Here is a 23,851-nt window from a genome sequence, read left to right as displayed (position 1 = left end):
CGACCGCGAGGCCGGGCACCGGAATATCGTTCGGCTCCGCTCAGGCGGCGCGGCCGACCTGTCGAGTGGCAATTGCCGGCTCCAGGCGGAACTGTTCGACGAGCATCATCAGCGTGTCGGCCTGGTTGGCGAGTTGTCGGCTGGCACCGGTTGCCTGCTCGACCATGTTGGCGTTTTGCTGGGTCATTTGGTCCATCTGGTTGACCGAGCCGTTCACCTCGTGCAGCGCCGCCGCCTGGTCGCGGCTTGCGGTCGCAATCATCTCGACATGGCTGCTGACCGAGACGATCTGCTGGCTGATCGAGGCCAGCACCGCACCGGTCTCCTGGACAAGTTGCGACCCGGAGCTCACTTCGGCGGTCGACTTGTTGATCAGCCCCTTGATCTCGCGGGCGGCTCCCGCCGAGCGTTGGGCGAGTTCGCGAACCTCCTGGGCAACCACCGCAAAGCCCTTGCCCGCATCGCCGGCGCGCGCTGCCTCGATGCCGGCATTCAGCGCCAGCAGGTTGGTCTGGAAGGCAATTTCATCGATGACTTCGATGATCTGCTCGATCTGGCGCGAGGCGTCCTCGATGCGCCCCATGGCAGCAATCGCGTTGCTGACGACGACCGCCGAGCTGTCGGCGCTCTTTTTCGTGTGCGTCACGGCGACATTGGCCTCATGCGCCCGTTCAGCCGACGAGCGGACGGTAACGGTGATCTGGTCGACGGCGGCCGCCGTTTCCTCAAGCGAGGCCGCCTGCGCCTCGGTGCGCTTCGATAGCGAGTCGGCAGAGGCATGCATGTCGTTGCCACTGCGCTGGATCAGTATCGCGTTGTCGCGGATCTGCACGAGCGTGTCCTGAAGGCGGATCAGCGAGCCGTTGAAGTCCATGCGCAGTTGCTCGAGCCGGCCGGTGAACGGCGTGTCGATCTGCTGGGAGAGATCGCCCTGCGCCAGGCGGCCGAGACCGGCCGCAAGCTGGCTGACGGCGAAATCGATCTGGCTGTCGAGCGCCTGCTTTTCCGCATCGTTGCGCAGGCGCTCGGCTTCCGCATGGGCGCGCTGCTCTTCGCTCTCGGCCTCGATGCGGACTTTCGACAGCGCGTTTTCCTTGAAGACGCCAAGCGCGCGGGCCATGTCGCCAATCTCGTCGCGGCGGGCACCGCCGTCGATCGACGTGTCGAGCGCGCCATCGGCAAGCCGGCGCATCGCCGCGGTGATCTGGCCGATCGGCCCCTTTAGCGTCAGGACCAGCGCCCCGCCGGCCAGCAGCGCAATCAGGATACCGACGACGGTTGCGAAAACGGAAACCTGGTTTGCCTTGTCGCGTTCAACCGATGCCGTTGTCTTCTGGCCTTCGGCAAAGGCAGTGAGCTGGCCCCAGATGTTGTCGATCTCGGCGGCAGCCGCCGTAAATTCGGCTTGGCGTTTCTGGCTGATATCGACCAGCGCGGCGCTGTCGCCGTTCATTTTGGCGATGATCGGCTTCAAGGCATTGACGAGCCTGGAGAAGAATTCGAGATCGCCGGCGGTTCCGGCAAGGCTCTGAATGTCCTTCTCCATCCCAGTGAACTCGCGGGTAAGACGTTCGCGCCCTTCCTGATTGGAATTTTCAAGGAAACTCGCCGCAGCGATACGGATCGAATAGACCGAGTTGACGAGCTTGCGGGTATCCGCCAGCACGGTACCGGCCTTGACGAGCGGTGCGTCGAGCTTGCCGAACGTCGCCGTCGCCTCGCGCATCTTCAGGCCCGCGGCGGTGTGGAGCTGGATGCTCGTCTGGCGGAAGCGTGCCAAGAGCTTGCCGATGGCGGCCGCCGTTTCGTCGCTCTTGTCGCCGCCGTCGATCAGCGCCTTGATCTCGCCAATCGTCTTCTTGAAGGTTTCGGCCACCGCTTTCTGGTTTTGCGGCAGGCCGGAGCTGATCTTGCGCAGCACCTTGGTCATGTCACCATAGGAATCGGCCGCGACCTTGATCTTGTCTTCAGCATTGGCGGCCCTACCGAATTTCGAATTGAAGGAAACCAGCATATCGCTGGAGGACGTCAAGCGCTCGGCTTCGCGCAGCAGCGACTTGGCGGCCTCCTCGTCCTTACGGACACCACGCTCCATCTTGGTCGCTTCCTCCAGCACCTTCATCTGCTCGCCCAGCAGTTCGCCGAGGCTTGCGGTGATGGATTTGCGCAGGCTCACTTCGTTCTCATAAAGCGTCCAGAGCTGCCCGACGCGATCGCCGATCTTCGTGCTGCCCTCGACGGCCTGCTGCAACTGCTGGCGACCCTCATCGTCCACTACCTGCGACAGCGTGTCTGCGAGGACCTTTTGCTGCGCTTCGAGCTTCGCAACGACCGTCTGCCGGGTTTCGTCCGACGTGTTCTGAAGGAAGGCATTCATGCCGGCATAGACATCCTTGAAGCCGCTCAGCGACTGCAGGACGCTGTTGGAGATTTCCATCCGCCCCTGCAGCAACCCTGACGCATAGAGGCCGGTGATACCGACAGCGCAGATGCTGACGACGAAGGGCAGGATGAACAAGAGCACCTTGGTCTGGATTTTGAAGCGGGCAAGAATCTTGTCGATGAACATGGACGCACCTTGGCTCGCAGCCTGCAACCGCCCTCCACAAGCTCGACGAGCTTTCCCGGTGCGCCAAACAAGCTGATGATTTGACTTGAAAACCATACGGCGTGACGCCGCCAGCCTGCCAGGCATTCATTGCATGACCCGCTCATCCCCATAGGCGAGATCACGGCAGACTCCGTTGTGGCGCATTCTTCAACAGCAAGAATTAATATTTGAATAAATACGACTTATTTCGTTTCACTGGCGCCAAAAGCGACACGTCCGCTTAGGTCTGGCGGCACCGGTGAAGTCTGGGCGTAGACGATCGCGTGCAGGAGTGGGCTACTCGGAACTGCGCTCTTAAAACCTGGTTTCAGAAGGACCAGAACGAGGGAAGCGCCGAGAGTGCCGTGAGAGCACCGAGTGCGATGACGGCGACGCGGATCAGCATGGCCTTTCGCGTCTTGCTTTCGTCGGCTTTCGCAATAGCGATTGCGCGAGCTGCGGAACGGCTGCGATACTGGTTCATGGCATTATGTCCTTTCGACCAAAGCAACGATAGACTCGGATGATCCGAACCGCCAGCCCGCTTCGTGTTGCAACGGCACACGAAAGAGAAAAAATGTCACTTTTCTGATTCATTCTCCGAAAAGCCATCTCACACGTCCGCGGGCCGTCGTGCCAGCTCGGGAACAGGTTCCGCCAGATATCTTAACAATGGCTGAAGTGAGCGCGGCCTTTCTGGGGTTGGTTACGCAACCTGGCCCGCGGAAAAACCCGACGCCCACGCCCACTGGAAGTTATAGCCGCCAAGCCAGCCCGTGACGTCGACACATTCGCCAACGAAATAAAGGCCAGGCACTTCGCGTGCCTGCATCGTGCGGGAATCGAGCGCCTTTGTGTCTACCCCGCCGAGCGTTACTTCAGCGGTGCGGTAGCCTTCCGAGCCGGCCGGCGTGATGGTCCAATCCTTTATGCCGGCACAGAAACTGTCGATCACCTTGTCGGAGAGGTCGGCAAGCGACCGGTTGATCAGGCCGGCGGTCTCGGCAAAGAACTGCGCCAGGCGCTTTGGCAGATGTTCGCCAAGCGCCGTCTGCAGCGCCTGCCGGCCATTGTCGCGGCGCGCAGCCTTAAGCAGCGCTGCAACATCGACACGCGGCAACAGGCCGAGCCGGATGCCGCCGCCCTCGCGCCAATAGGAGGAAATCTGCAGGATGGCCGGGCCGCTCAGGCCGCGGTGGGTGATCAGAACGGCCTCTTCGAACACCGTCTTGCCGGAGCGCGCCTCCGCGTCGACGGCAACGCCCGCGAGCGCACTCAGGCTTTCCAGTTGCGCCGGGTCAAGCGTCAGCGGCACCAGCGCCGGGCGGGTTTCGACCAGAGGCAGGCCGAACTGCTCGGCAATCCTGTAGGCAAAACCCGTCGCTCCCATTTTCGGGATCGATTTGCCGCCACTGGCAATGACCAGCGCAGAGCCGTCGATCGCGCCGTCCCCTGTCACCACGCGGAAACCGGAAAGTGTCTTGTCGACGGACTGAACCTGCACCCCCAACCGCAACACGGCTCGGGCTTCCTTCATTTCCGACAGCAGCATCCGGATGATGTCCTTGGCGCTGTCGTCGCAGAAGAGCTGGCCAAGCGTCTTTTCGTGCCAGGCGATGCCGTGGCGTTCGACCAGCGTGATGAAGTCCTGCGGCGTGTAGCGTGCCAGCGCCGACTTGCAGAAATGCGGATTGGCCGAGAGAAACCTCTTCGGGCTCGCGTGAATATTGGTGAAGTTGCAGCGCCCGCCGCCCGAGATGCGGATCTTTTCACCCGGCGCCCTGGCGTGGTCGATCACCAGCACCCGGCGGCCACGCTTGCCCGCTTCGATCGCTGCCATCATGCCGGCAGCACCCGCGCCGATTATCACCACGTCATATTGTTCAGCCAAGGCATCCGATCCTGTTTCGCCTTCCTTTTCCGGGCGGCGGCTTGAAAGTCAATCGCTGGCGTTCCATGGCGTTCACAAATACAGCTTGTGCGTGATGGCAAGTCCCGGTTTTCACCCTAGCCAATTACCAAACTCCGGCTATGATGGCCCACCCGAACCCAAAACCGGTGATTTATGCCTGCCAGAAGAAGCATTGCCCAACACACATCAAAGACCAGCAAGACTTCAAAAATTCCCCCCGCATTGCAATCCGCCCGTGGTGTCAAGACCTGGAAGGAAGCCGCAGACTGGCTGAAAATCCGCGGTATCGAGGATATCGAGTGCATCACGCCCGACATTGCCGGCGTTCCGCGCGGCAAGATGATGCCGTCTTCGAAATTCACCTCCAACACGTCGCTCGCCCTGCCCTCGGCGATCTATCGTCATACGATTTCCGGCGAGTACCCGGAGGAGACCGGCAACTTCCGTTATGATTCCCGTGACAGCGACATCAAGCTGGTTCCGGACCTTTCGACCCTGTCGGTCGTTCCATGGGAAACGGATCCGACGGCGCAAGTCATCTGCGACATTGCCGGGTCGAAGGGCGAGAACGTGCCCTATACGCCGCGCAACGTCCTGAAGCATGTGCTCGACCTCTACCAGCAGAAAGGCTGGAAGCCGGTCGTCGCGCCGGAGATCGAATTCTACCTGGTCGCCAAGAACGAGGACCCCGATTATCCGCTGCATCCGCCGAAAGGCCGCTCCGGACGCGCCATTCAAGGCGGTCAGGGCTATTCCATTGCCGGTGTCAACGAATTCGACGAACTGATCGACGATATCTATCATTTCTCGGAAAAGCAGGGGCTGGAGATCGACACACTGATTCACGAGGAAGGCCCGGCACAGCTCGAAATCAACCTGCGCCATGGCGATCCGATCGAACTTGCCGACCAGGTCTTCATGTTCAAGCGGACGATCCGCGAGGCTGCTCTGAAACACGGCATCTATGCGACCTTCATGGCCAAGCCCATGCAGGCGCAGGCCGGTTCCGCCATGCACATCCATCAGTCGGTCATCGAGGTCAATACGGGACGCAACCTGTTTTCCAACGCCGACGGCTCGGCATCGAAGGAATTCTTCTCCTTCATCGGCGGCATGCAGAAATATGTCCCGAAGGCGCTGTCGATGATGGCGCCTTATGTGAACTCCTATCGCCGTCTGACGCCCGACATGTCGGCGCCGGTCAACAATGCCTGGGGATACGACAACCGCACCACGGCCTTCCGCGTACCGGTTTCGGAGCCGGTTGCACGGCGCGTCGAAAACCGGCTGCCTAGTTCGGACGCCAATCCCTATCTCGCGCTGGCCGCCTCGCTCGGTTGCGGCTATCTCGGCATTTTGGAGGCGCTGGAACCATCTGCTCCATCCGACGACACGGTCAATGACGGCACCATCGACCTGCCGCGCGGCCTGCTCGAGGCCGTTTCGCTGCTCGAATCGGAACCGGCCTTCGCCGACGTCTTCAGCCCCGAATTCATTGCCATCTATGCCGGTGTGAAGCGTGGCGAATTCGAAACCTTCATGCAGGTGATCAGCCCCTGGGAACGCGAATTCCTGCTTCTCAATGTCTGACCGGAAAGGTTAAGCCATGCCTTGGCAAAGCCCGATCTCGCCGGGGATCTGCTGGTATGAAGACACCGTGCCAGAGCGGCCGGAATATCCGGCACTGTCCGGTTCGATCGAGACCGACGTGGCGATTGTCGGCGGCGGTTTCACCGGCCTGCAGGCCGCCCATAATCTCGCCCTGAAGGGGGTTCGCGTCACGCTGATCGACGCCTGCCGCTTCGGCGACGGAGCCTCCGGCCGCAATGGCGGGCAGCTCGGCACCGGCCAACGCTGGTCGCCGGAGGAACTTGAGGATTCGCTTGGTTTTGCGCGATCGAAGGCTTTGTTCGATCTCGCCGAGGACGCCAAGAAATACCTTCTCGCCTTTGCGTCCACGCATGGCATCGACATCGAATATGTTCCCGGCCAACTCAACGTCTCTCACAAGAAAAGCCTCGAGAAGGATTACCGCGACAGCATCGAGATCGTCGCCTCTCGCTACGGTTACCCACATCAAAGCTTCATGGATCGCGACGAAACCGTCGCCCGGCTGGGGTCGACGCGTTACCTCTTCGGTATCCGCGACACCGGCACCGGGCATATCCAGCCGATGAAGCTGCTTGTCGGCCTGGCGAGGCAGGCAGCGCTGGCCGGCGCCTCGCTGCACGAGAAGACCAGGGCGCTGAAAATAAACCACAGCAATGGCCGGATCGTCATCGAAACCGACAGGGGCAACATCCGCGCGGAAAGAGCGTTGATCGCCTGCAACGGCTATATCGGCAATCTCGAGCCGGTGACGGCGCGGCATGTGATGCCGATCCGCTCCTTCATCGGCGCGACACAAGTCCTCAGCGATTTCCCGGACGTGCTGCCCGGCGGCGAGGCCGTTGCCGATTCGCGCTTTGTCGTGCGCTATTTCCGCAAATCCAAGGACGGTCGGCTGCTGTTTGGCGGGCGCGAAGCCTATACGGCCGACAATCCGCGCGATATCACCGACCATATCCGCCGCCAGATCGCGGAAATCTACCCGTCGCTGGCCAACATCGACATAACCCATGCCTGGGGCGGCTCGGTCGGCATCACCCTACCGCGACAGCCCTTCGTGCGCGAAGTCATGCCCGGCGTCACCTCGATCGGCGGCTATTCCGGCCATGGCGTCATGCTGTCAAACTATTGTGGCAAGCTCTATGCCGACCTCGTGACCGGCAACCGTTCGGATCTCGAACTTTTCCGGGATCTGAACATTCCTGCCTTTCCGGGCGGCACGCGGTTCCGTTCCGTGCTTTTGTTCCTTGCGCTCAGCTGGTATGCCTTGCGCGACAAATTCTAAAAGCCGTGCCTGTCATTTTATTGCATCGCACCCTAGCGCTTTTAAATCGATTAGATTATAAGCTCCCCAGACCAGAACGAGATCGAGATTTCTCATGAGTAGCCAGATCATTCCTGTGGAACCCTTTGACTATGTGGTTTTCGGAGGCACCGGCGACCTTGCCGAGCGCAAGTTGCTTCCGGCCCTCTATCATCGCCAGCTGGACGGCCAACTGAGCAATCCGACCCGCATTATCGGCGCGTCGCGCAGCGTTCTCAGCCACGAGGAATACCGTAAATTCGCCCGGGACGCCCTCAAGGAGCATCTCAAGCAGGGCGAGTATGACGAGGCACAGGTCAAGATTTTCACCGACCGCCTCTTCTACGTTCCAGTCGACGCCAAATCGGACAATGGCTGGGACCAGTTGAAGCAGCTGCTGGACGAAGGCAAGGACCGGGTCCGCGCCTTTTATCTCGCCGTCGCACCAGCCATCTTCGGCGACATCTCGGAAAAGATTCGCGACCACAAGCTGATCACCAAGATGACGCGCATCGTCGTCGAAAAGCCGATCGGCCGCGACCTCGCTTCCGCGCTCGAACTCAACGACACGATCGGCAAGGTCTTCAAGGAAGAACAGATCTTCCGTATCGACCACTATCTGGGCAAGGAAACCGTGCAGAACCTCATGGCGCTGCGCTTTGCCAACACGCTTTATGAACCACTGTGGAATTCCTCCTATATCGATCACGTGCAGATCACGGTGGCGGAGTCCGTCGGGCTTGAGAGCCGCGCGGGCTATTACGACAAGGCCGGTGCGCTCCGCGACATGGTGCAGAACCATATCCTGCAGCTTCTCTGCCTTGTCGCCATGGAGGTGCCGCCATCGATGAACGCGGAAGCCGTGCGCGATGAAAAGCTGAAGGTGCTGCGCGCGCTGAAACCGATCAACCCCAGCAATGTCGAAAGACTGACGGTGCGCGGCCAGTACAAGGCGGGCGCCTCCGCCGGCGGTGCGGTGAAAGGCTACCTCGAAGAACTTGAGGGTGGCGTCTCTAACACCGAGACCTTCGTCGCCATCAAGGCCGAGATCAGCAACTGGCGCTGGGCGGGCGTTCCCTTCTATATCCGCACCGGCAAGCGTATGGCGGGCCGCATGTCGGAAATCGTCGTCAGCTTCAAACCGATCCCGCACTCGATCTTCGACGAAGCGGCCGGTCGCATCGCCGCCAACCAGTTGATCATCCGCCTGCAGCCGGACGAAGGCGTCAAGCAGTCGCTGATGATCAAGGACCCCGGTCCGGGCGGCATGCGTCTGCGCAACGTTTCCCTCGACATGACCTTCGCGGAAGCCTTCAATGCCCGCAGCGCCGATGCCTATGAGCGTCTGCTGCTCGATGTCGTGCGCAACAACCAGACCCTGTTCATGCGCCGCGACGAGGTCGAGGCCGCATGGAAGTGGGTCGATCCGATCCTGAAATCCTGGGAAGCCGTTGGCCAGCCGGTTCAGGCCTATACGGCCGGCACCTGGGGTCCGAGCCAGGCGATCGCGCTGATCGAGCGAGACGGCCGTACCTGGCATGAAGTGATCTGAGGGCAACGGCATGAGGGCTACGATGCATGTTTTCGATAGCGGTGCCGCCCTTGCCGAAGGGCTGGCCGGCGCCGTGGCCTCGGCGCTCTCCGCGGCCATCGCCACGCGCGGGCAAGCCTGCATCGCCGTCTCCGGCGGTTCAACGCCGAAGGCCTTCTTCAAGGCGCTCTCCGGCAAGCCGATCGAATGGTCCAAAGTAGTCGTAACGCTGGTGGATGAGCGTTTCGTTGCCCCCGACAGCGACCGCTCCAACGAGAAGCTCGTTCGCGACAATCTGCTGATCGATGCCGCCGCCGCCGCTAGGCTTGAGCCGCTCTACTATCCGGCGCCGACCGCGGAAGCTGCGGCTGCAGCTGCAGCCAAGCAGACGGCCTCTATCGGCCGTCCCTTCGATGTCGCTGTCCTCGGCATGGGCAGCGACGGCCATACCGCTTCGTTCTTTCCCGGCGGTACCCGCCTCGCAGAGGCGCTCGACCCCGCCACGCCGCGCGGCGTGATGACGATGGAAGCCGAAGGCGCTGGCGAGCCGCGCCTGACATTCACTTTCTCCAGCCTTGAGGACGCGCGGCTTCTCGTGCTCCATATCGAAGGCAACGGCAAGAAAGAGGTTCTTGCCAAGGCAGAAGCGCCCGGCGACGAGGCGGAGATGCCGATCCGGGCGATGTTGCGCCGGGCCTCGTCTCCGCTTCAGGTTTACTGGGCACCATAAAGCCAGGATCCGGGGACCCAAGACCCGGATGACCGCAACCATGCTGACTAGAGGAGTCACGAGGACTCCGGAACAGGATATATCATGTCCGCTGATTCCCGCATTGCCGCCATCACCGCCCGCATTGTCGAGCGTTCGAAACCCTACCGCGAGCCCTACCTCGATCGCGTGCGCAACGCCGCAGCTAAGGGTGTGCATCGTTCGGTTCTCGGCTGCGGCAACCTTGCCCATGGCTTCGCCGTCTGTTCCCCCTCGGAAAAGGCTGCCCTTTCGGGCGACACGGTGCCCAATCTCGGCATCATCACCTCCTACAACGACATGCTGTCGGCGCATCAGCCATTCGAGACCTACCCTGCCCTCATCCGCCAGGCGGCGCATGAAGCAGGCGGCATCGCGCAGGTGGCGGGCGGCGTGCCGGCGATGTGCGACGGCGTGACCCAGGGCCAGCCCGGTATGGAGCTTTCGTTGTTTTCACGCGACCTGATCGCCATGGCGGCGGGTGTCGGCCTGTCGCACAACATGTTCGATTCGACCGTCTATCTCGGCGTCTGCGACAAGATCGTGCCCGGCCTGATGATAGCCGCAATGACGTTTGGCCACCTGCCGGCCGTTTTCATTCCGGCGGGGCCCATGACCTCCGGTCTGCCGAACGACGAGAAGTCGCGCGTGCGGCAACTGTTCGCCGAAGGCAAGGTCGGCCGCGACGAACTGCTCGAAGCCGAGTCGAAGTCGTATCATGGCCCCGGCACCTGCACTTTCTACGGCACGGCAAACTCCAACCAGATGCTGATGGAGATCATGGGCTTCCACTTGCCCGGCGCTTCCTTCATCAATCCAGGTACGCCGCTGCGCGACGCGCTGACCAGGGAAGCGACGAAACGGGCTTTGGCAATCACCGCCCTCGGCAACGAATTCACCCCGGCCGGCGAGATGATCGACGAACGCTCGATCGTCAACGGCGTCGTCGGCCTGCATGCGACCGGCGGCTCGACCAATCATACGATGCACCTCGTCGCCATGGCGCGCGCGGCCGGCATCGCGCTGACATGGCAGGATATTTCGGAACTTTCCGACATCATTCCTCTGCTTGCCCGCGTCTATCCGAACGGTCTTGCCGACGTGAACCATTTCCACGCAGCCGGCGGCATGGGCTACCTGATCAGTCAGCTCCTGAAAAAGGGGCTGCTGCACGACGACGTTCGCACCGTCTTCGGCCAGGGGCTCGATGCCTATGCGATCGACGTGAAGCTCGGTGCCAACGGCGCCATTCACCGTGAACCGGCACCGGCACAGAGCCACGATCCGAAGGTGTTGGCGACTATCGACCATCCGTTCCAGCCGACGGGCGGCCTGAAAATGCTGACGGGCAACCTCGGCAAGGCCGTCATCAAGATTTCCGCCGTCAAGCCGGAGCGCCATGTGATCGAGGCGCCCGCCAAGATCTTCCACGACCAGTCGGAACTGCAGGCCGCCTTCAAGGAAGGCAAGCTGCAGGGCGATTTCGTCGCCGTGGTCCGCTTCCAGGGTCCGAAGGCCAACGGCATGCCGGAACTGCACAAGCTGACGACCGTGCTCGGCATCCTGCAGGATCGCGGCCAGACCGTCGCACTAGTTACCGACGGTCGCATGTCCGGCGCTTCCGGCAAGGTTCCTTCAGCGATCCACATGACGCCGGAAGCCAAGGAAGGCGGACCGATCGCCCGGATCCGCGAAGGCGACATCATCCGGCTCGACGCCATCCAAGGCACGATCGAAGTGCTCGTCGACGCGTCCGAACTGGCGAGCCGTGCGCCGGCCGAAGCCGATCTCTCCCACAATGAATTCGGGATGGGTCGTGAAATGTTCGCACCGTTCCGGGCCGCAGTCGGCGCGGCGGAACACGGTGCCAGCGTCTTCTTCCACTAATGAGCAGGAGCGCCCCCGGTATCAAACCGGGGGCCTTCCTTTCCAGCTCTTGATCAGGGCAGCGGACCCGGATGCATGTCGCTGCGGCCGTCGTAACGCTCGATCTGCAAGTCGAAAATGTCGATGCCTTCGATGCAGCGCGCATTGACCGACACGCGCTCGCCGGGGTAGCCAGTGCGCATCAGGGCAACGCCGCATGTCGGACAGAAATGATGGCCCTCGGTGACGCAGCGCCAGACATAGGTGGATAGGCGTCGCCGTTCGCTGAGCAGCGTTATCTTGTTGGCAGGAACCTTCCAGTGGAGAAAGCCGGAGCGCCGGCAGGTCGAACAATTGCATTCGATCAGCTCGGAAATCTCCTCGTCGACTTCAAGGAAGATATCGCCACAATGACAGGATAGGCGATAGGGTCGTTCCATCGGTGATCATCTCGCTTTGCCGTGTCCGATGCCTATCAATCCGCCTCTCGCGAGCAGAGTCAAGCGTGTCGTCACCGACACTCAAACAGGATCACAACCATCAGCCATAGATGTCGAGAACCCGGTTCCGGTGGTTGGGATGGGTGCTGTAGACAAAGATGCGGTTGAGGTCGCGTTCCGACATCAGGCGCAGGAAACGCGCTTCCAGGAGATTGTTGGCGTGGATGCGCTTGACGATGCAGCCGATCATGCCGATGCGCGCGCTCGGAATATCGAGATAGAAGTTCTGGGGCAGCTTGAACTGCGTGGCGATGCCGATGACCGCGCTGCTTTTTGAGATCTGCAGCAATTCGCAGCGGCGCGAGGACAGGTTGAGCATACCGTTTTCGGTATATTCGATACGTGCCTCGTTGCGCGTTTCCTCCATCGGGAAGTTGGCCTCCCGATCGTACATGAAGGATTCTTCGCGGCTGAGATATGTCGGTCTGTCGGATGCCTGCCCCCGCATCGCTGCTCTCCCCTGCTGTGTTTTCAAACACGTTAGCAGCGGAGATTTTAACAGAGTGTGGAGCCGGGATGAAATTCGTGCTGGTTGCAACAAAATCCGGCCGGAACGGAGATCCGGACGGATTCATCGAGCAATCTAAGCGCGATAACTTTTGCCGCTTGCGTCGAACAGGTGCAGCTTGGCCTTGTCGGCGGTGAACCGAACCTTGTCGCCACGCTTGATATCAAGAATGCCGGGTATCTTGGCGATGATCGGTTCGTTTGCGACCAGTCCCTCGATATAAAGGAGAGTGACCTCACCTAGCGCTTCGATAATCGCGACCGTGCCCTCGAACAGGAAACTGTCGCCGGTCGAAACCCGCAGGTCTTCCGGGCGGACGCCGAAACTTGCCGTCTTGCCGTTTTCGGAGGCCGCGGTCGCGATGTCGAGAACATCCCGCTTGCCGCCCGTCAATTCGACCGTCGTTTCCGCGCCGGTCGCCACGATCTTCGCCGGAATGATATTCATCGCCGGAGAGCCGATGAAGCGGGCGACGAAAAGATTGGCGGGGCGCTCATAGAGTTCGAGCGGCGGGCCGACCTGCTCGATATGACCGGCAGACAGAACCACGATACGGTCAGCCAACGTCATCGCCTCGACCTGGTCGTGGGTGACGTAGATCATCGTCGTGTCGGCCATCGCCTCGTTCAGCTTGGCAATCTCGATGCGGGTGGCGACGCGAAGCGCGGCGTCCAGGTTCGACAGGGGCTCGTCGAACAGGAACACCTTCGGATCGCGGCAGATGGCCCGCCCGATGGCGACGCGCTGGCGCTGACCGCCGGATAGCGCCTTCGGCAGACGGTCGAGATATTTGGTGAGTTGCAGGATATCGGCGGCCGAGCGGACGCGCCGGTCAATCTCCTCCTTCGATTCCTTGGCGATGCGCATGCCGAAGGCCATGTTGTCGTAAACCGTCATGTGCGGATAGAGCGCATAGGACTGGAAGACCATGGCTATGCCGCGCTGCGAGGGCGGCACATCGTTGACCAGGCGATCGGCGATATACATTTCGCCGCCGGAGATTTCCTCAAGCCCGGCGATCATTCGCAAGAGCGTGGACTTGCCGCAGCCGGATGGCCCGACGAACACCACGAACTCGCCCTGCTTGATCTCCAGATCGATGCCGTGAATGACATCCACCGCGCCGTAGGACTTACGGATATCCTTCAGTTGCAAACCCGACATGTCATCCTCCCCTTCCATCTCTCATTTTTATCGGCACCCGCGGATGCCGGCTTGATCCGATTAATCGACACGGGCGAAAAAGCCGCTCCAGGCCGGCAGCGTGATCTTGTCGTCGCCCAGATGTGTTTCGAAACCGTGCCCTTCGAGCACTTCGAGCTTTTCGACCGGGCGGTCGACGGCTGTCGCCTCGCCGCTCATATTGAACAGGCACAGGATCGTCTCGTTGCCGAACCTGCGCTCGAAACCGAGCACCGGCGCCTCATAGGGGCGGAACTCGATCTCTCCCTTTGCGAAGGCCGGATATTGTTTGCGGAACGCCAGGAACCGCCGATAGTGGTTGAGCACCGAGCGCTGATCCGTCTGCTGCACCGAGACGGCACGGGCGAGATGCTCCTGCGGCACCGGCAGCCAGGGTTTGCCGTCGCCGAAACCGCCGTTGACGGCGCTGGCATCCCAGACCATCGGCGTACGGCAGCCGTCACGTCCCTTGAAATCGGGCCAGAACTGGATGCCGTAGGGATCCTGCAGGTCCTCGAAGGCAAGGTCTGCCTCGGTCAGGCCGAGTTCCTCGCCCTGGTAGATGCAAACGGAGCCGCGCAAGGTCATCAACAGGCTGGCGAGAAACTTCGCGTGCGCTTCGTGATCGCTGATGCCGAGGCTCCAGCGGCTGACATGGCGGACAACATCATGGTTTGAAAACGCCCAGCAGGCCCAACCTTGCGGCGCCGCCTTGGCAAAATCATGCAGCACCTGCGCAACACCTGCCGGCGTCAGCGGATCGGGGGCCAGGAATTCGAAGGCGTAGCACATATGCATCTTGTCGCCGCCGGACGTGTACTGGCCGGCGATCTCGAGGCCGATCTGGCTGTCACCGACTTCGCCGACGGCGGCGATCGCCGGGTACTCGTCCATGACGGCGCGGAAGCGCTTCAGGAACTCCAGGTTCTCCGGCTGGTTCTTGTCGTAGAGATGTTCCTGATAGTTGTACGGATTGACCGCCGGCGCCGTGTTGGCATTGCGGCGCTCCGGCGCCAGCGCCGGATTGTCGCGCAGCTGCTTGTCGTGGAAATAGAAGTTGATCGTGTCCAGCCGGAAACCGTCGACGCCGCGCTCCAGCCAGAAGCGCTCGACGGCGAGCAAAGCATCCTGAACGTCCGGGTTGTGCAGGTTGAGGTCCGGCTGCGACGTCAGGAAGTTGTGCATGTAGTATTGCAGCCGCGTCGGGTCCCACTGCCAGGCGGAGCCACCGAAGATGGACATCCAGTTATTCGGCGGCGTGCCGTCGGGCTTGGAATCCGACCAGACATACCAGTCCGCCTTCGGATTGAAACGGCTGGAGCGGCTTTCGACGAACCAGGGATGCTGGTCGGACGTATGCGACAGCACGAGATCGATCATCACCCGGATGCCGAGGCGGTGCGCCTCGGCGATCAGGTCGTCGAAATCGGAAAGCAGGCCGAAGATCGGATCGACACCGTTGTAGTTCGACACGTCATAGCCGAAATCCTTCATCGGCGAGGTGAAGAACGGCGAGATCCAGATCGCGTCAACGCCGAGCGAGGCGACATGCGGCAGGCGGGCGGTGATGCCCTTCAGGTCACCGATGCCGTCGCCATTGGAGTCCTGGTAGGAACGCGGGTAGATCTGATAGATCACCGCGCCGCGCCACCAGTCGCGGTCGGCCGTCAGGGTGGAACTACCCGCCGGGGTCGTGCTCATGTTCATTTCAGTCCAATTCCCATTTTCAGAAGTTCAGCCGCCCTTGACCGAGCCCGCCAGCAGGCCGCGTACGAGATAGCGCTGCAGGCTGAAGAAGACGATCAAAGGGACGATGATGGTGATGAAGGCAGAAGCCGTCAGGATCTCCCAATTGCCGCCGCGCGAGCCGAGCAGGTTGACCAGGCGCCCGGTCAGGACGAGCGAATCGTTGCCCGTGCCGAGGAAGACCATGGCGACCAGCAGGTCGTTCCAGGTCCAGAGGAACTGGAAGATGGCAAAGGACGCGAGTGCGGGGAAGGAGAGCGGCAGGATGATCTTGACGAAGATATCGAAGTCGCTGGCGCCATCCACACGGGCGGACTCCATGATTTCACGCGGCAGCCCAGCCATGTAGTTGCGCAAGAGATAGATGGCAAGCGGCAGGCCGAAGCCCATATGCGCAAGCCATATGCCGACATAGGTCTTGGCCGGGACACCAAGGAAGGCTCCGACGCCGTTGTACAATTTCAGAAGGGGAATCAGCGACATCTGCAGCGGTACGACCAGAAGGCCGACGACGACGGCGATCAGGATCGCGCGGCCGGGGAACTTCATCCAGGCCAGGGCATAGGCGGCAAAAGCGGCGACCAGGATCGGAATGATCGTCGAGGGTATAGCGACCGTCAGCGAGTTGATGAAGGAAGCGCCGATGCCTTCCGCCCGCATGACTTCAATATAGTTGTCGATGGTGAAGCGTGGCGGAACGGCTGCCGTATAGAAGATCCGCTGGCCGCGCGTGCCTTCCATCCCCTTGTCGGAGACAATTTCAAACGTCCCGTCAGCCTGTACGGTGAGCCTTTCGCCATCGCTGAGATCTGCTGTCTGTCCCGGCTGGAATGCCGTCGGCTCGCGACTGTTGAAGCCGAAAGCGGAGACTAGGCCGGTCGACTGGCCTTCCAGCAAATTGCCGGAAATGACGAACTTGCCGTCCTTCTCCACCTGCTTGTCCGCGCCGGGCGCACGGTAGACGAGGCTCTGTGTCGAGGTGGAAAGAGCGGTCCACCAGCCCGAGACGGCGAGCTGGTCCTTGTCGCGAAGCGACGAGATCAACAGGCCGGCGGTCGGCAGAGTCCAGAGCAGGACCAGCAGGATGACGGAGAGATGGACGACCCAGACAAGGGGAGAACGAGCAGAAGCGATCATCTCAGCGGCCTTCCATTTCCTTGGCAGCGTTGCGGATGTTCCAGATCATGATCGGGATCACCAGCACCATGATGACGACGGCAATCGCCGCGCCACGGCCGAAGTCGCCGCCACCGCGGAACATCCAGTCGAACATCAGGTTGGCGAGGACCTGGCTTTGCCACTGCCCGTTGGTCATGGCGAGAACGATATCGAAGACCTTGAGCACCAGGATGGTGATCGTCGTCCAGACGACGGCGATCGTGCCCCAGATCTGCGGGATCATGATCTTGAAGAAAATCTGCAGGCCATTGGCACCGTCGATGACGGCAGCCTCGATGGTCTCTTCCGGAATGCCGCGCAGCGCCGCCGACAGGATGACCATGGCGAAACCGGTCTGGATCCAGATCAGGATCACCATCAGGAAGAAATTGTTCCAGAAGGGCAGCGTCATCCAGGCTTCCGGTGAACCGCCGAAAGCAACCACCAGCGCATTCAGAAGACCGATCTGCTCGGAGCCTTCCGGGCGGAAGTCATAGATGAATTTCCAGATAACGGAGGCACCGACGAAGGATATCGCCATCGGCATGAAGATCAGCGTCTTGGCAATATTGCCCCACCAGATGCGATCGGTCAGCGCCGCGATGATCAGGCCAAAGAAAGTGGCAGCGGCCGGAACGACGAGCAGCCAGAGGAAATTGTTGTAGATCGATTGGCGGAATTCGCCGTCATTGATCATCCATTTGAAGTTGCTGATGCCCACGAACGTCTGTCCGGATTTGTCGTGGAAGCTCAACCAGACGGATTCGATCACCGGGTAGATCAGGTAGATGGTCAGCGACACCATCGCCGGCCCGAGAAAGAGCCATGGACGGATCGTGTTGGTGATGCGCAGGTTGCGCGACGCGACCTTGCCGGTCAGACCTTTCGACGGAAAAATCCGGTCAAGAATCCAGTTCGTCCCGTAAAAATAGGCGACGCAGGCGAGAACCCCCGCGGCCATCGTTGTGATGGCAAAAAGCAACTGCTGCATGGCAACTTCCTCCCCTGCAATACATGGCCATCAGCGCGGCCTATCCGCCCGTGCCGCTTGATCCCAGCACCGTCTGGATACCGCGACAGGCTGAACGGTTGGCTGCCGGCGATGATATAGTCGTACGCCCGGCGTGGCTGTCCCGTTCAGAGACGCCTTTCAACCCTCTCGACATCCGCTCATCCCGCTACAGGACCGAAGCAGAGTTTCGGGTCTCCAGTCTTTTTTGATTGTGGTGCCGGAACAGATCCCGGCACCGTTTCATTGGTGACTCAGAAGGCTGGCGGGTCATCCGCCGACATCTTCGACCTTACTTGATCGCGTCCCAGGCCTTCTGGACATCGGCTGCGACATCAGCGGACGACTTGCCACCGACATAGTCGACCATACCGGTCCAGAACGCACCAGCGCCGATTTTGCCCGGCATCAGATCGGAACCATCGAAGCGGAAGGTCGTGGCGTTGAGCAGGATTTCGCCCTGCTTCTTCATCGGACCGTTGGCATAGGTGTCCTTGTTGGCGCTCTTGAGCGGCGTGAGGAAGCTCGACTGCGCCATCCAGACTTCATGCGCGATTGGCGTCTTCAGGAACTCGATGAAAGCGCGCGACGCCGGCGTGTCCTTGGTGATCATGGCGAGCGTGCCGGCGCCGAGAACCGGGTTGCCGAGGTCGGCCTTGCTTGCGTAAGGCGGCATGTAGAAGAAGTCCGCATCCTCGCCGACAACCGTGCCTTCCGGGAAGAAAGACGGGATGAACGACGCCTGATGGTGCAGGTAGCACTTCGGCGGAGAGGAGAAGAGGCCCTTCGGGCTGTCGCGGAAGTCGGTGGACGCCACGGCTGCGGCACCGCCATCGACGTTCTTGTCGTTCTTCGCGAACCAGCCGAATTCATCGATTGCACCGACGACAGCCGGATCGGTGAACGGAATGGCGTTGGTGGTCCACTTGTCGTAGACATCTGCCGGCTGCGTACGCAGCATCATGTCTTCGACCCAGTCGGTCGCCGGCCAACCGGTGGCACCGCCGGAACCGAGACCGATGCACCACGGCGTGCCGCCATCGGCAACGATCTTCTCGGTGAGCGCCTTCAGCTCTTCCATCGTCTTCGGAACTTCATACCCCGAGTCCTCGAAGTTTTCCGGCACGTACCAGACGAGCGACTTCACGTCGATCTTGTAGGGGAATGCGTAGAGTTCCTTCTTGCCGTCCTTGCCCGCATAGGTCGATAGATCGACCCAGGACTGACCGGCAGCATAGTTGTCGAGAAGCCACTTCTGGGTCTCTTCGCCAAGCGGCGTCAGATAGCCTTTCGAAGCAAGATCGGCGATCAGGCCCGGCTGCGGCAAGACGGCGACGTCCGGCGGGCTGCCGGCCTGCGTATCGATGACGATCTGCTGCTCGTAGTTTTCGGAGGACGAGTATTTCACGTCCACACCGGTCGCATCGCGGAAATAATCCAATACCGACTCGACCAGCGCCTGGTCTTCGCCGCGCCAGGGGCCGAAGATCGTCAGCGTCTGACCCTTGAGGTCATGACCCTTCTTGAATTCCTCGTAGCTTCCCCAGTTGAATTTGGAATCTTCGCCCGGCTTGAATTTCAGCTCGGCGGCATTGGCGGCACCCGCCACAAGCGCGATGGCTGCCACTCCCATCAAGAATGTTCTCTTCACGTCATTTCCTCCCAAGAAAGACCCAGCCAAGTTGGCGCCGGGCGAACATCATTGCGCCTCGAAATTCAAAGCGCTTTGAGTTTGCTAACAAATCATTTCGACCGGCAGGAAGTCAAGGACTTTCCCGTAAATGGCGAAAAATCGGCGAAATCCTGCAGCGCAGCGAATGTTTGCAATGCAATAAAGTGGATTTTTCTGGTTGACTGCTACCACCGGTGATACAAAATCCGCCGCGCGCTGTGGATGGAAAGCAAAAATCAAATGCAAATCAAAGCGCTTTGGGAGGACGCGCGGACCATGAATGTGAATTTGAAACAGCTCGCAGAAATGTTGGGCCTGTCGCAAACGACGGTCAGCCGGGCGCTCAACGGATATCCGGAAGTCAACGCCGAAACACGCCAGCGCGTCTTAAGCGCCGTGCGCGAAACAGGGTACCGGCCGAACCGCGCCGCCCAGAGACTGGCAACCGGCCGGGCAGGCTCCATCGGTCTCGTCATGCCGATCGCCCAGGGGATCGATTCGGACGTCCATTTCGGCGAATTCCTGGCCGGACTCGGCGAGGAGTCCGTCAGGCACGATTTTCATTTCGTCATCAATCCGAGCGCGCCCGAGGACGAAGAAGCAACGTTCAAGCGGCTGGCCGCCAGCGGCAATGTCGATGCGCTGTTCCTCGCCTATGTGCGCGCCAACGATCCGCGCATCGCCATGCTGAAATCGCTGTCGATCCCCTTCGTCGTCCACGGCCGGGCAATCGAACAACCGGCCGACTATCCCTTCCTCGACATCGACAACACCGCGGCCTTCTATGACGCGGCGCGGCTTCTCATTCAGCTCGGACACCGGCGGATCGCCCTGATCAACGGCCCGGCCAATCTGACTTTTTCGATCCGCCGCAAAAAGGGCATGCAGCGCGCGCTGGAGGAAAACGGCCTGCCTTTCGACGAGAGCCTGTCGCAGCATTCGCTGATGACGGATGAATATGGCCACCGCGCGATGCAGCAGTTTCTCGAGCGCGACGAGCCGCCGACCGCCGTTCTGTGTTCCAGTACGGTGATCGCGCTCGGCGCGGTCCGAGCAATCAACAAGGTCGGCTTGCAACTCGGCACGGATATCTCGCTGATCGCCCATGACGACGTGTTGCCGATGCTGAAGCCGGAAAATTTCAGCGTCCCGCTGACGACCACGCGCTCGTCGCTCAGGGCAGCCGGCTCGCGTATCGCCGCCCGATTGATTTCCCGCATCATGAAGACCGGAGACTATCCGGATCAAGAGCTCTGGCGGGCTGAACTGATCGTCAGGGCGTCGACCGGTCCTGCCCCAAAGTCATAGGGCCGGCGACAGATGCGTCAGAATTTCGGCGCCTTCTTGCCGGCCTTGCGGTAGGCGGCAATGACCGTATTGGCCATCAGCATGGCGATGGTCATCGGGCCAACGCCGCCCGGAACCGGCGTGATGACCTCGGCAACTTCTGCGCATTCCGCGAAGGCGACATCACCGACGAGGCGGAACTTGCCCTCGCCCCTTTCGGGCGCGGCAATGCGGTTGATGCCGACATCGATGACAGTCGCGCCGGGCTTCACCCAGTCGGCCTTGACCATTTGCGGACGGCCGACGGCAGCAACGAGGATATCGGCGCCGCGGCAGACGGCGGGCAGGTCCTTGGTGCGCGAATGGGCGATGGTCACGGTCGCGTTGGCCGCGAGCAGCAACTGCGCCATCGGCTTGCCGAACAGGTTGGAGCGGCCAATGACGACGGCGTTGAGACCGGAGAGATCTTCTCCATGGGTGCGTCTGACAAAAACCATGGCACCGGCCGGCGTGCAGGAGACAAGACCGCCGTCGAGATCGCCGGTCGCGACCTTTCCGGCATTGACGACATGCAGGCCGTCAACATCCTTTTCCGGCAGGATGGACTGGATGATCGGCTCGGACTTAAGATGCTTTGGCAGGGGAAGCTGCACGAGGATGCCGTGCAGGCTTTCATCCTCGTTCAAGGTCTGAACCAGAGCCGCGAGTTCCTCCTGCGTCGTTTCCTCGGGCAGCGTGTGCTGGACCGAGGTGAAACCGCATTCCTTCGCCATCCTGCTCTTGGCGGAAACATAGGCATGGCTTGCGGGGTCGTTGCCGACGATGACGACGGCCAGACCGGTCTTGATGCCCGTCTCGTCCTGCAGCGTCTGCGACGCGGCTTTCACGGCGTCGATCACCGAAGCTGCAACTTGCTTGCCATCAATCACGGTCGTCACGGTATTCTCCCAGATTTTCGCTTGTTCCGTTTCACTCTAGTTTCAGAAACAAATATGAGTGGCCTCAATGCGTCCTATGCTGTCCAGATCGAATAAATTCAAGTCCGATCGGGCGGTCGCGCTGCGGAAACACGACCGGTCCGCGATTTTCTATCATTGTTGCAGAATGAAGCTGACGGGCGCTCGCCGTGCACCGATCCGTTTTCACAAATCAGAAAAATCGACTAACGCCGTTCGCTGGGGCGCGATCTCGCATAGCGCTCGACGCGGGCGCGCAGCGCGCGCAAATCGGCCTGAACCTGCGCCATGTTGCCGCTATCCTTATCCTGCTTCCGCGGGTGGTCGCTGAGGAGAGATGGAGCTGCGTCCCGGCGCGCGGGAAGAACCGAGAGGGCAGCCGCCGAGGCAGCCGCATGATGCACCGACGGCACCCGGGTCCGATGCTCCGCCAGGACGGCCAATGGGTCGGCGAAGTATTCCGAGCCCGCCCGATCGGCCGGATGAAAATGATCCTGCCCTGGCAGGTCGCGCTGCGGAACTGCGCTCACCGGTTGGTTCGACCGTTGGAACACGTCTCTCAGGCTTCTGTAGGCGCCGAGCGCGATGCCCAGCCCGACGCCCGCCGCGAACCCTGCAATCAGACCGCCGATCGCGATCAGCTTGCGTGAGGGACCTCTGGCCTGCAGCGGCGGTTCCGCGGAGGAGATGACGCGGATATTCTTCGAGGTGAGCTTTTCCTCCTCGCCGGTTTCGCTGGCCCGCTTCAGGAAGGATTCGTAGATGGTTCGGGTCGCATTCGCCTTGCGCTGCAGTTCGCGCAATTCGATGAAGTCGGCGGACGAATTGACCTGCTGCGCCTTGCGAACCGCCAATTGCTGGACGAGATCTTTCTCGGTGCGGACAGCGCGCTGCAACTCGGTTTGCGCCGTTGCCTCGATGCGGCGAAGCTCGTTGCCGATTTCGGAACGCGCAATCTCGAGCGACTGGACGGCGGCAAGTCTCTGGGGATGGCGCGGCCCAAGGCTCGCGTCGAGCGCACCCAATTGCGCGCGCGCCGTCGAATACTGCTTGCGCAACTCCTGCAGGCTAACCGAGCTCAATTCCTCAGGAAACGCGCCGCTGAGGACGTCATTCAACCGGGTCTTCGTGGCCACGTCCGCCTTGGCTCTCGCCTCGGCGATGCGGTTGCGCACGGCGGCAACCTGATCGTTGAGGGAAAGAAGCTGCTTGTCGGAAATCAGTTTGCCGTCAGCATCGACGATGTCGTGGTCGGCCTTGTATTTTTCGACCGCGTTTTCAGCGGTATCCAACTCCTTGCGCAGATCAGCCAACCGACTGTCGAGCGACGCCGTGGTTTTCTGGAAGAAGCCGGACTGAGCCGCCTGCTCCTCTGCGAGGAATGTCGAAACAAGACGGTTGGCGATCAGCGCCGATTTTGCCGGATCGCGGGTCTGCACCTCGACGGTGACGATGAAGGTCTTCGGATCGCGCGATACGCTGACGGCTTCGCTCAAGGTTTCGAGCGTGCGCGGATTGACGCCCGATGCCGGCGCCGGCTTTCCCCTGGCGGGAGAAACGATCTCGCGGATGACGCCGATCCCGGCCGCCAGGCCGCCCTTGCTCGTGGAACTTCCGCCGAATTCCGCGTCACGGTCGAGACCCAGATCAATCGCGACTTTCTCGAGAACCGTGCGCGATCGCAGCACTTCGAGCTGACTGTCGACCAGCGCCAGAATGGCCTCGGTCGCCAGGCTTTCCTTGGACAGGTCCGAATCCGTCAGCCGCACCTCGCGCGGATCGATATAGAGCTTGCTCTCGGAAACATAGAGGCTGGGGGTCGACATGGCGAGCAGCACGCCGCCCACCGCACCGGCAACGGTCAATGCCACGACAACCTTGCGAAGCTGCCAGACTGATCTGAGGATCGTGGCAAGGTCGATCAACGGCCGATCCTGTTCCCCCGGGGGCACTTCGAAGGAGGAAGGCACCGCCAGCGAAGAATAACCGGCAACAGCATTCTGCGTCTCGGTTGCTCGTGCCGGCTCCACCTTGTCGATGCCACGCTTGAACCAGCCGGCAAGAAAACCGCCGGTTTTGTTCGGCTCGTGTACGGTCTCCTGGCGCGCGAGACGCCGGTCGTCCTTGCGGACCTGTCCCGCGTGCGGCTCGACCGCCGGGCTGCCCAGCCGGCTCAGCAGCGCGGCGGCGCCATGCACTGGTGCGCGCCGCTCCGCGGCAGAGGATGGTGACGGACGGCGCGACGTTTCCGCCCCGCTTGACGAAACGTCAAGAA

General features: G+C 61.2%; 18 protein-coding genes. 6 read left to right on the top strand and 12 right to left on the bottom strand.

The features are described from left to right. Positions 1–40: 40 nt before the first annotated feature. The 3 genes from A3AY_RS0103130 to A3AY_RS0103120 all read right to left on the bottom strand — a co-directional run bounded on the left by A3AY_RS0103130 (position 41) and on the right by A3AY_RS0103120 (position 4,481). Positions 41–2,569: a methyl-accepting chemotaxis protein gene (locus A3AY_RS0103130; protein ID WP_018324224.1), complete on the bottom strand. Its 2,529-nt coding sequence runs from the start codon at positions 2,567–2,569 to the stop codon at positions 41–43. A gap of 349 nt (positions 2,570–2,918) precedes the next feature. Beyond that, a complete protein-coding gene (locus A3AY_RS38890) occupies positions 2,919–3,074 on the bottom strand; it encodes a hypothetical protein (RefSeq protein ID WP_018324223.1) in 156 nt (51 codons plus the stop codon). A gap of 222 nt (positions 3,075–3,296) precedes the next feature. Then, positions 3,297–4,481: a BaiN/RdsA family NAD(P)/FAD-dependent oxidoreductase gene (locus A3AY_RS0103120; RefSeq protein WP_018324222.1), complete on the bottom strand. Its 1,185-nt coding sequence runs from the start codon at positions 4,479–4,481 to the stop codon at positions 3,297–3,299. 174 nt (positions 4,482–4,655) lie between these two features. Here A3AY_RS0103120 and A3AY_RS0103115 point away from each other — a divergent pair, with 174 nt between their 5' ends. The 5 genes from A3AY_RS0103115 to edd all read left to right on the top strand — a co-directional run bounded on the left by A3AY_RS0103115 (position 4,656) and on the right by edd (position 11,579). Then, complete coding sequence (locus A3AY_RS0103115; protein ID WP_026203057.1) at positions 4,656–6,092, top strand: glutamine synthetase family protein; 1,437 nt, start codon at positions 4,656–4,658, stop codon at positions 6,090–6,092. Between the two features lie 16 nt (positions 6,093–6,108). After that, complete coding sequence (locus A3AY_RS0103110) at positions 6,109–7,395, top strand: NAD(P)/FAD-dependent oxidoreductase (protein WP_018324220.1); 1,287 nt, start codon at positions 6,109–6,111, stop codon at positions 7,393–7,395. Positions 7,396–7,489: 94 nt separating this feature from the next. Then, positions 7,490–8,965 carry a glucose-6-phosphate dehydrogenase gene (gene zwf / locus A3AY_RS0103105; RefSeq protein ID WP_018324219.1) on the top strand — a complete coding sequence of 492 codons (1,476 nt, stop codon included), beginning with the start codon at positions 7,490–7,492 and terminating at the stop codon, positions 8,963–8,965. Between the two features lie 10 nt (positions 8,966–8,975). After that, positions 8,976–9,674, top strand: coding sequence for a 6-phosphogluconolactonase (pgl, locus tag A3AY_RS0103100; RefSeq protein ID WP_026203056.1), 699 nt, complete (start codon positions 8,976–8,978; stop codon positions 9,672–9,674). A gap of 84 nt (positions 9,675–9,758) precedes the next feature. Beyond that, the gene (gene edd / locus A3AY_RS0103095) at positions 9,759–11,579 is read left to right on the top strand and encodes a phosphogluconate dehydratase (protein ID WP_018324217.1); all 1,821 of its coding nucleotides are present in this window, start codon (positions 9,759–9,761) and stop codon (positions 11,577–11,579) included. Positions 11,580–11,632: 53 nt separating this feature from the next. Here the strand turns inward: edd and A3AY_RS0103090 are convergent, their stop codons facing one another. The 7 genes from A3AY_RS0103090 to A3AY_RS0103060 form a co-directional block, all read right to left on the bottom strand. Further along, entirely contained in the window at positions 11,633–11,998 is a 366-nt protein-coding gene (locus A3AY_RS0103090; protein ID WP_018324216.1) for a GFA family protein, read from the bottom strand. Between the two features lie 100 nt (positions 11,999–12,098). Next, positions 12,099–12,506, bottom strand: coding sequence for a hypothetical protein (locus A3AY_RS0103085; protein WP_018324215.1), 408 nt, complete (start codon positions 12,504–12,506; stop codon positions 12,099–12,101). 135 nt (positions 12,507–12,641) lie between these two features. Then, complete coding sequence (locus tag A3AY_RS0103080; protein ID WP_018324214.1) at positions 12,642–13,730, bottom strand: ABC transporter ATP-binding protein; 1,089 nt, start codon at positions 13,728–13,730, stop codon at positions 12,642–12,644. A 60-nt stretch (positions 13,731–13,790) separates the two neighbouring features. Further along, entirely contained in the window at positions 13,791–15,455 is a 1,665-nt protein-coding gene (gene bglA / locus A3AY_RS0103075; protein WP_018324213.1) for a beta-galactosidase BglA, read from the bottom strand. Positions 15,456–15,482: 27 nt separating this feature from the next. After that, positions 15,483–16,631: a carbohydrate ABC transporter permease gene (locus A3AY_RS0103070; protein WP_018324212.1), complete on the bottom strand. Its 1,149-nt coding sequence runs from the start codon at positions 16,629–16,631 to the stop codon at positions 15,483–15,485. A gap of 1 nt (position 16,632) precedes the next feature. Then, the gene (locus A3AY_RS0103065) at positions 16,633–17,643 is read right to left on the bottom strand and encodes a carbohydrate ABC transporter permease (RefSeq protein WP_018324211.1); all 1,011 of its coding nucleotides are present in this window, start codon (positions 17,641–17,643) and stop codon (positions 16,633–16,635) included. Positions 17,644–17,953: 310 nt separating this feature from the next. After that, positions 17,954–19,312, bottom strand: a complete 1,359-nt coding sequence (locus A3AY_RS0103060; protein WP_026203054.1) for an ABC transporter substrate-binding protein — start codon at positions 19,310–19,312, stop codon at positions 17,954–17,956. Positions 19,313–19,609: 297 nt separating this feature from the next. On the opposite strand from A3AY_RS0103060, the gene A3AY_RS0103055 reads away from it, so the two are divergent. Continuing rightward, positions 19,610–20,641 (top strand): substrate-binding domain-containing protein, encoded by a 1,032-nt coding sequence (locus A3AY_RS0103055; RefSeq protein WP_026203053.1) that lies wholly within the window; start codon positions 19,610–19,612, stop codon positions 20,639–20,641. 17 nt (positions 20,642–20,658) lie between these two features. Here A3AY_RS0103055 and folD read toward each other — a convergent pair whose 3' ends face one another. Then, on the bottom strand, positions 20,659–21,558 hold the full coding sequence (gene folD / locus A3AY_RS0103050) for a bifunctional methylenetetrahydrofolate dehydrogenase/methenyltetrahydrofolate cyclohydrolase FolD (RefSeq protein WP_018324208.1): 900 nt from the start codon (positions 21,556–21,558) through the stop codon (positions 20,659–20,661). 224 nt (positions 21,559–21,782) lie between these two features. Beyond that, positions 21,783–23,774 carry a GumC family protein gene (locus A3AY_RS34405; protein ID WP_051108252.1) on the bottom strand — a complete coding sequence of 664 codons (1,992 nt, stop codon included), beginning with the start codon at positions 23,772–23,774 and terminating at the stop codon, positions 21,783–21,785. Positions 23,775–23,851 lie beyond the last annotated feature (77 nt).

The organism is Rhizobium giardinii bv. giardinii H152 (assembly GCF_000379605.1).
GTDB classification, from domain to species: domain Bacteria; phylum Pseudomonadota; class Alphaproteobacteria; order Rhizobiales; family Rhizobiaceae; genus Pararhizobium; species Pararhizobium giardinii.
This window is presented reverse-complemented; position numbering and strand designations above follow the sequence as displayed.

Coding starts and splice junctions, on each gene's coding strand:
- A3AY_RS0103130 (WP_018324224.1), bottom strand. CDS start 2,569: ATGTTCATCGACAAGATTCTTGCCCGCTTCAAAATCCAGACCAAGGTG.
- A3AY_RS38890 (WP_018324223.1), bottom strand. CDS start 3,074: ATGAACCAGTATCGCAGCCGTTCCGCAGCTCGCGCAATCGCTATTGCG.
- A3AY_RS0103115 (WP_026203057.1), top strand. CDS start 4,656: ATGCCTGCCAGAAGAAGCATTGCCCAACACACATCAAAGACCAGCAAG.
- A3AY_RS0103110 (WP_018324220.1), top strand. CDS start 6,109: ATGCCTTGGCAAAGCCCGATCTCGCCGGGGATCTGCTGGTATGAAGAC.
- zwf (WP_018324219.1), top strand. CDS start 7,490: ATGAGTAGCCAGATCATTCCTGTGGAACCCTTTGACTATGTGGTTTTC.
- pgl (WP_026203056.1), top strand. CDS start 8,976: ATGAGGGCTACGATGCATGTTTTCGATAGCGGTGCCGCCCTTGCCGAA.
- edd (WP_018324217.1), top strand. CDS start 9,759: ATGTCCGCTGATTCCCGCATTGCCGCCATCACCGCCCGCATTGTCGAG.
- A3AY_RS0103090 (WP_018324216.1), bottom strand. CDS start 11,998: ATGGAACGACCCTATCGCCTATCCTGTCATTGTGGCGATATCTTCCTT.
- A3AY_RS0103085 (WP_018324215.1), bottom strand. CDS start 12,506: ATGCGGGGGCAGGCATCCGACAGACCGACATATCTCAGCCGCGAAGAA.
- A3AY_RS0103080 (WP_018324214.1), bottom strand. CDS start 13,730: ATGTCGGGTTTGCAACTGAAGGATATCCGTAAGTCCTACGGCGCGGTG.
- bglA (WP_018324213.1), bottom strand. CDS start 15,455: ATGAACATGAGCACGACCCCGGCGGGTAGTTCCACCCTGACGGCCGAC.
- A3AY_RS0103070 (WP_018324212.1), bottom strand. CDS start 16,631: ATGATCGCTTCTGCTCGTTCTCCCCTTGTCTGGGTCGTCCATCTCTCC.
- A3AY_RS0103065 (WP_018324211.1), bottom strand. CDS start 17,643: ATGCAGCAGTTGCTTTTTGCCATCACAACGATGGCCGCGGGGGTTCTC.
- A3AY_RS0103055 (WP_026203053.1), top strand. CDS start 19,610: ATGAATGTGAATTTGAAACAGCTCGCAGAAATGTTGGGCCTGTCGCAA.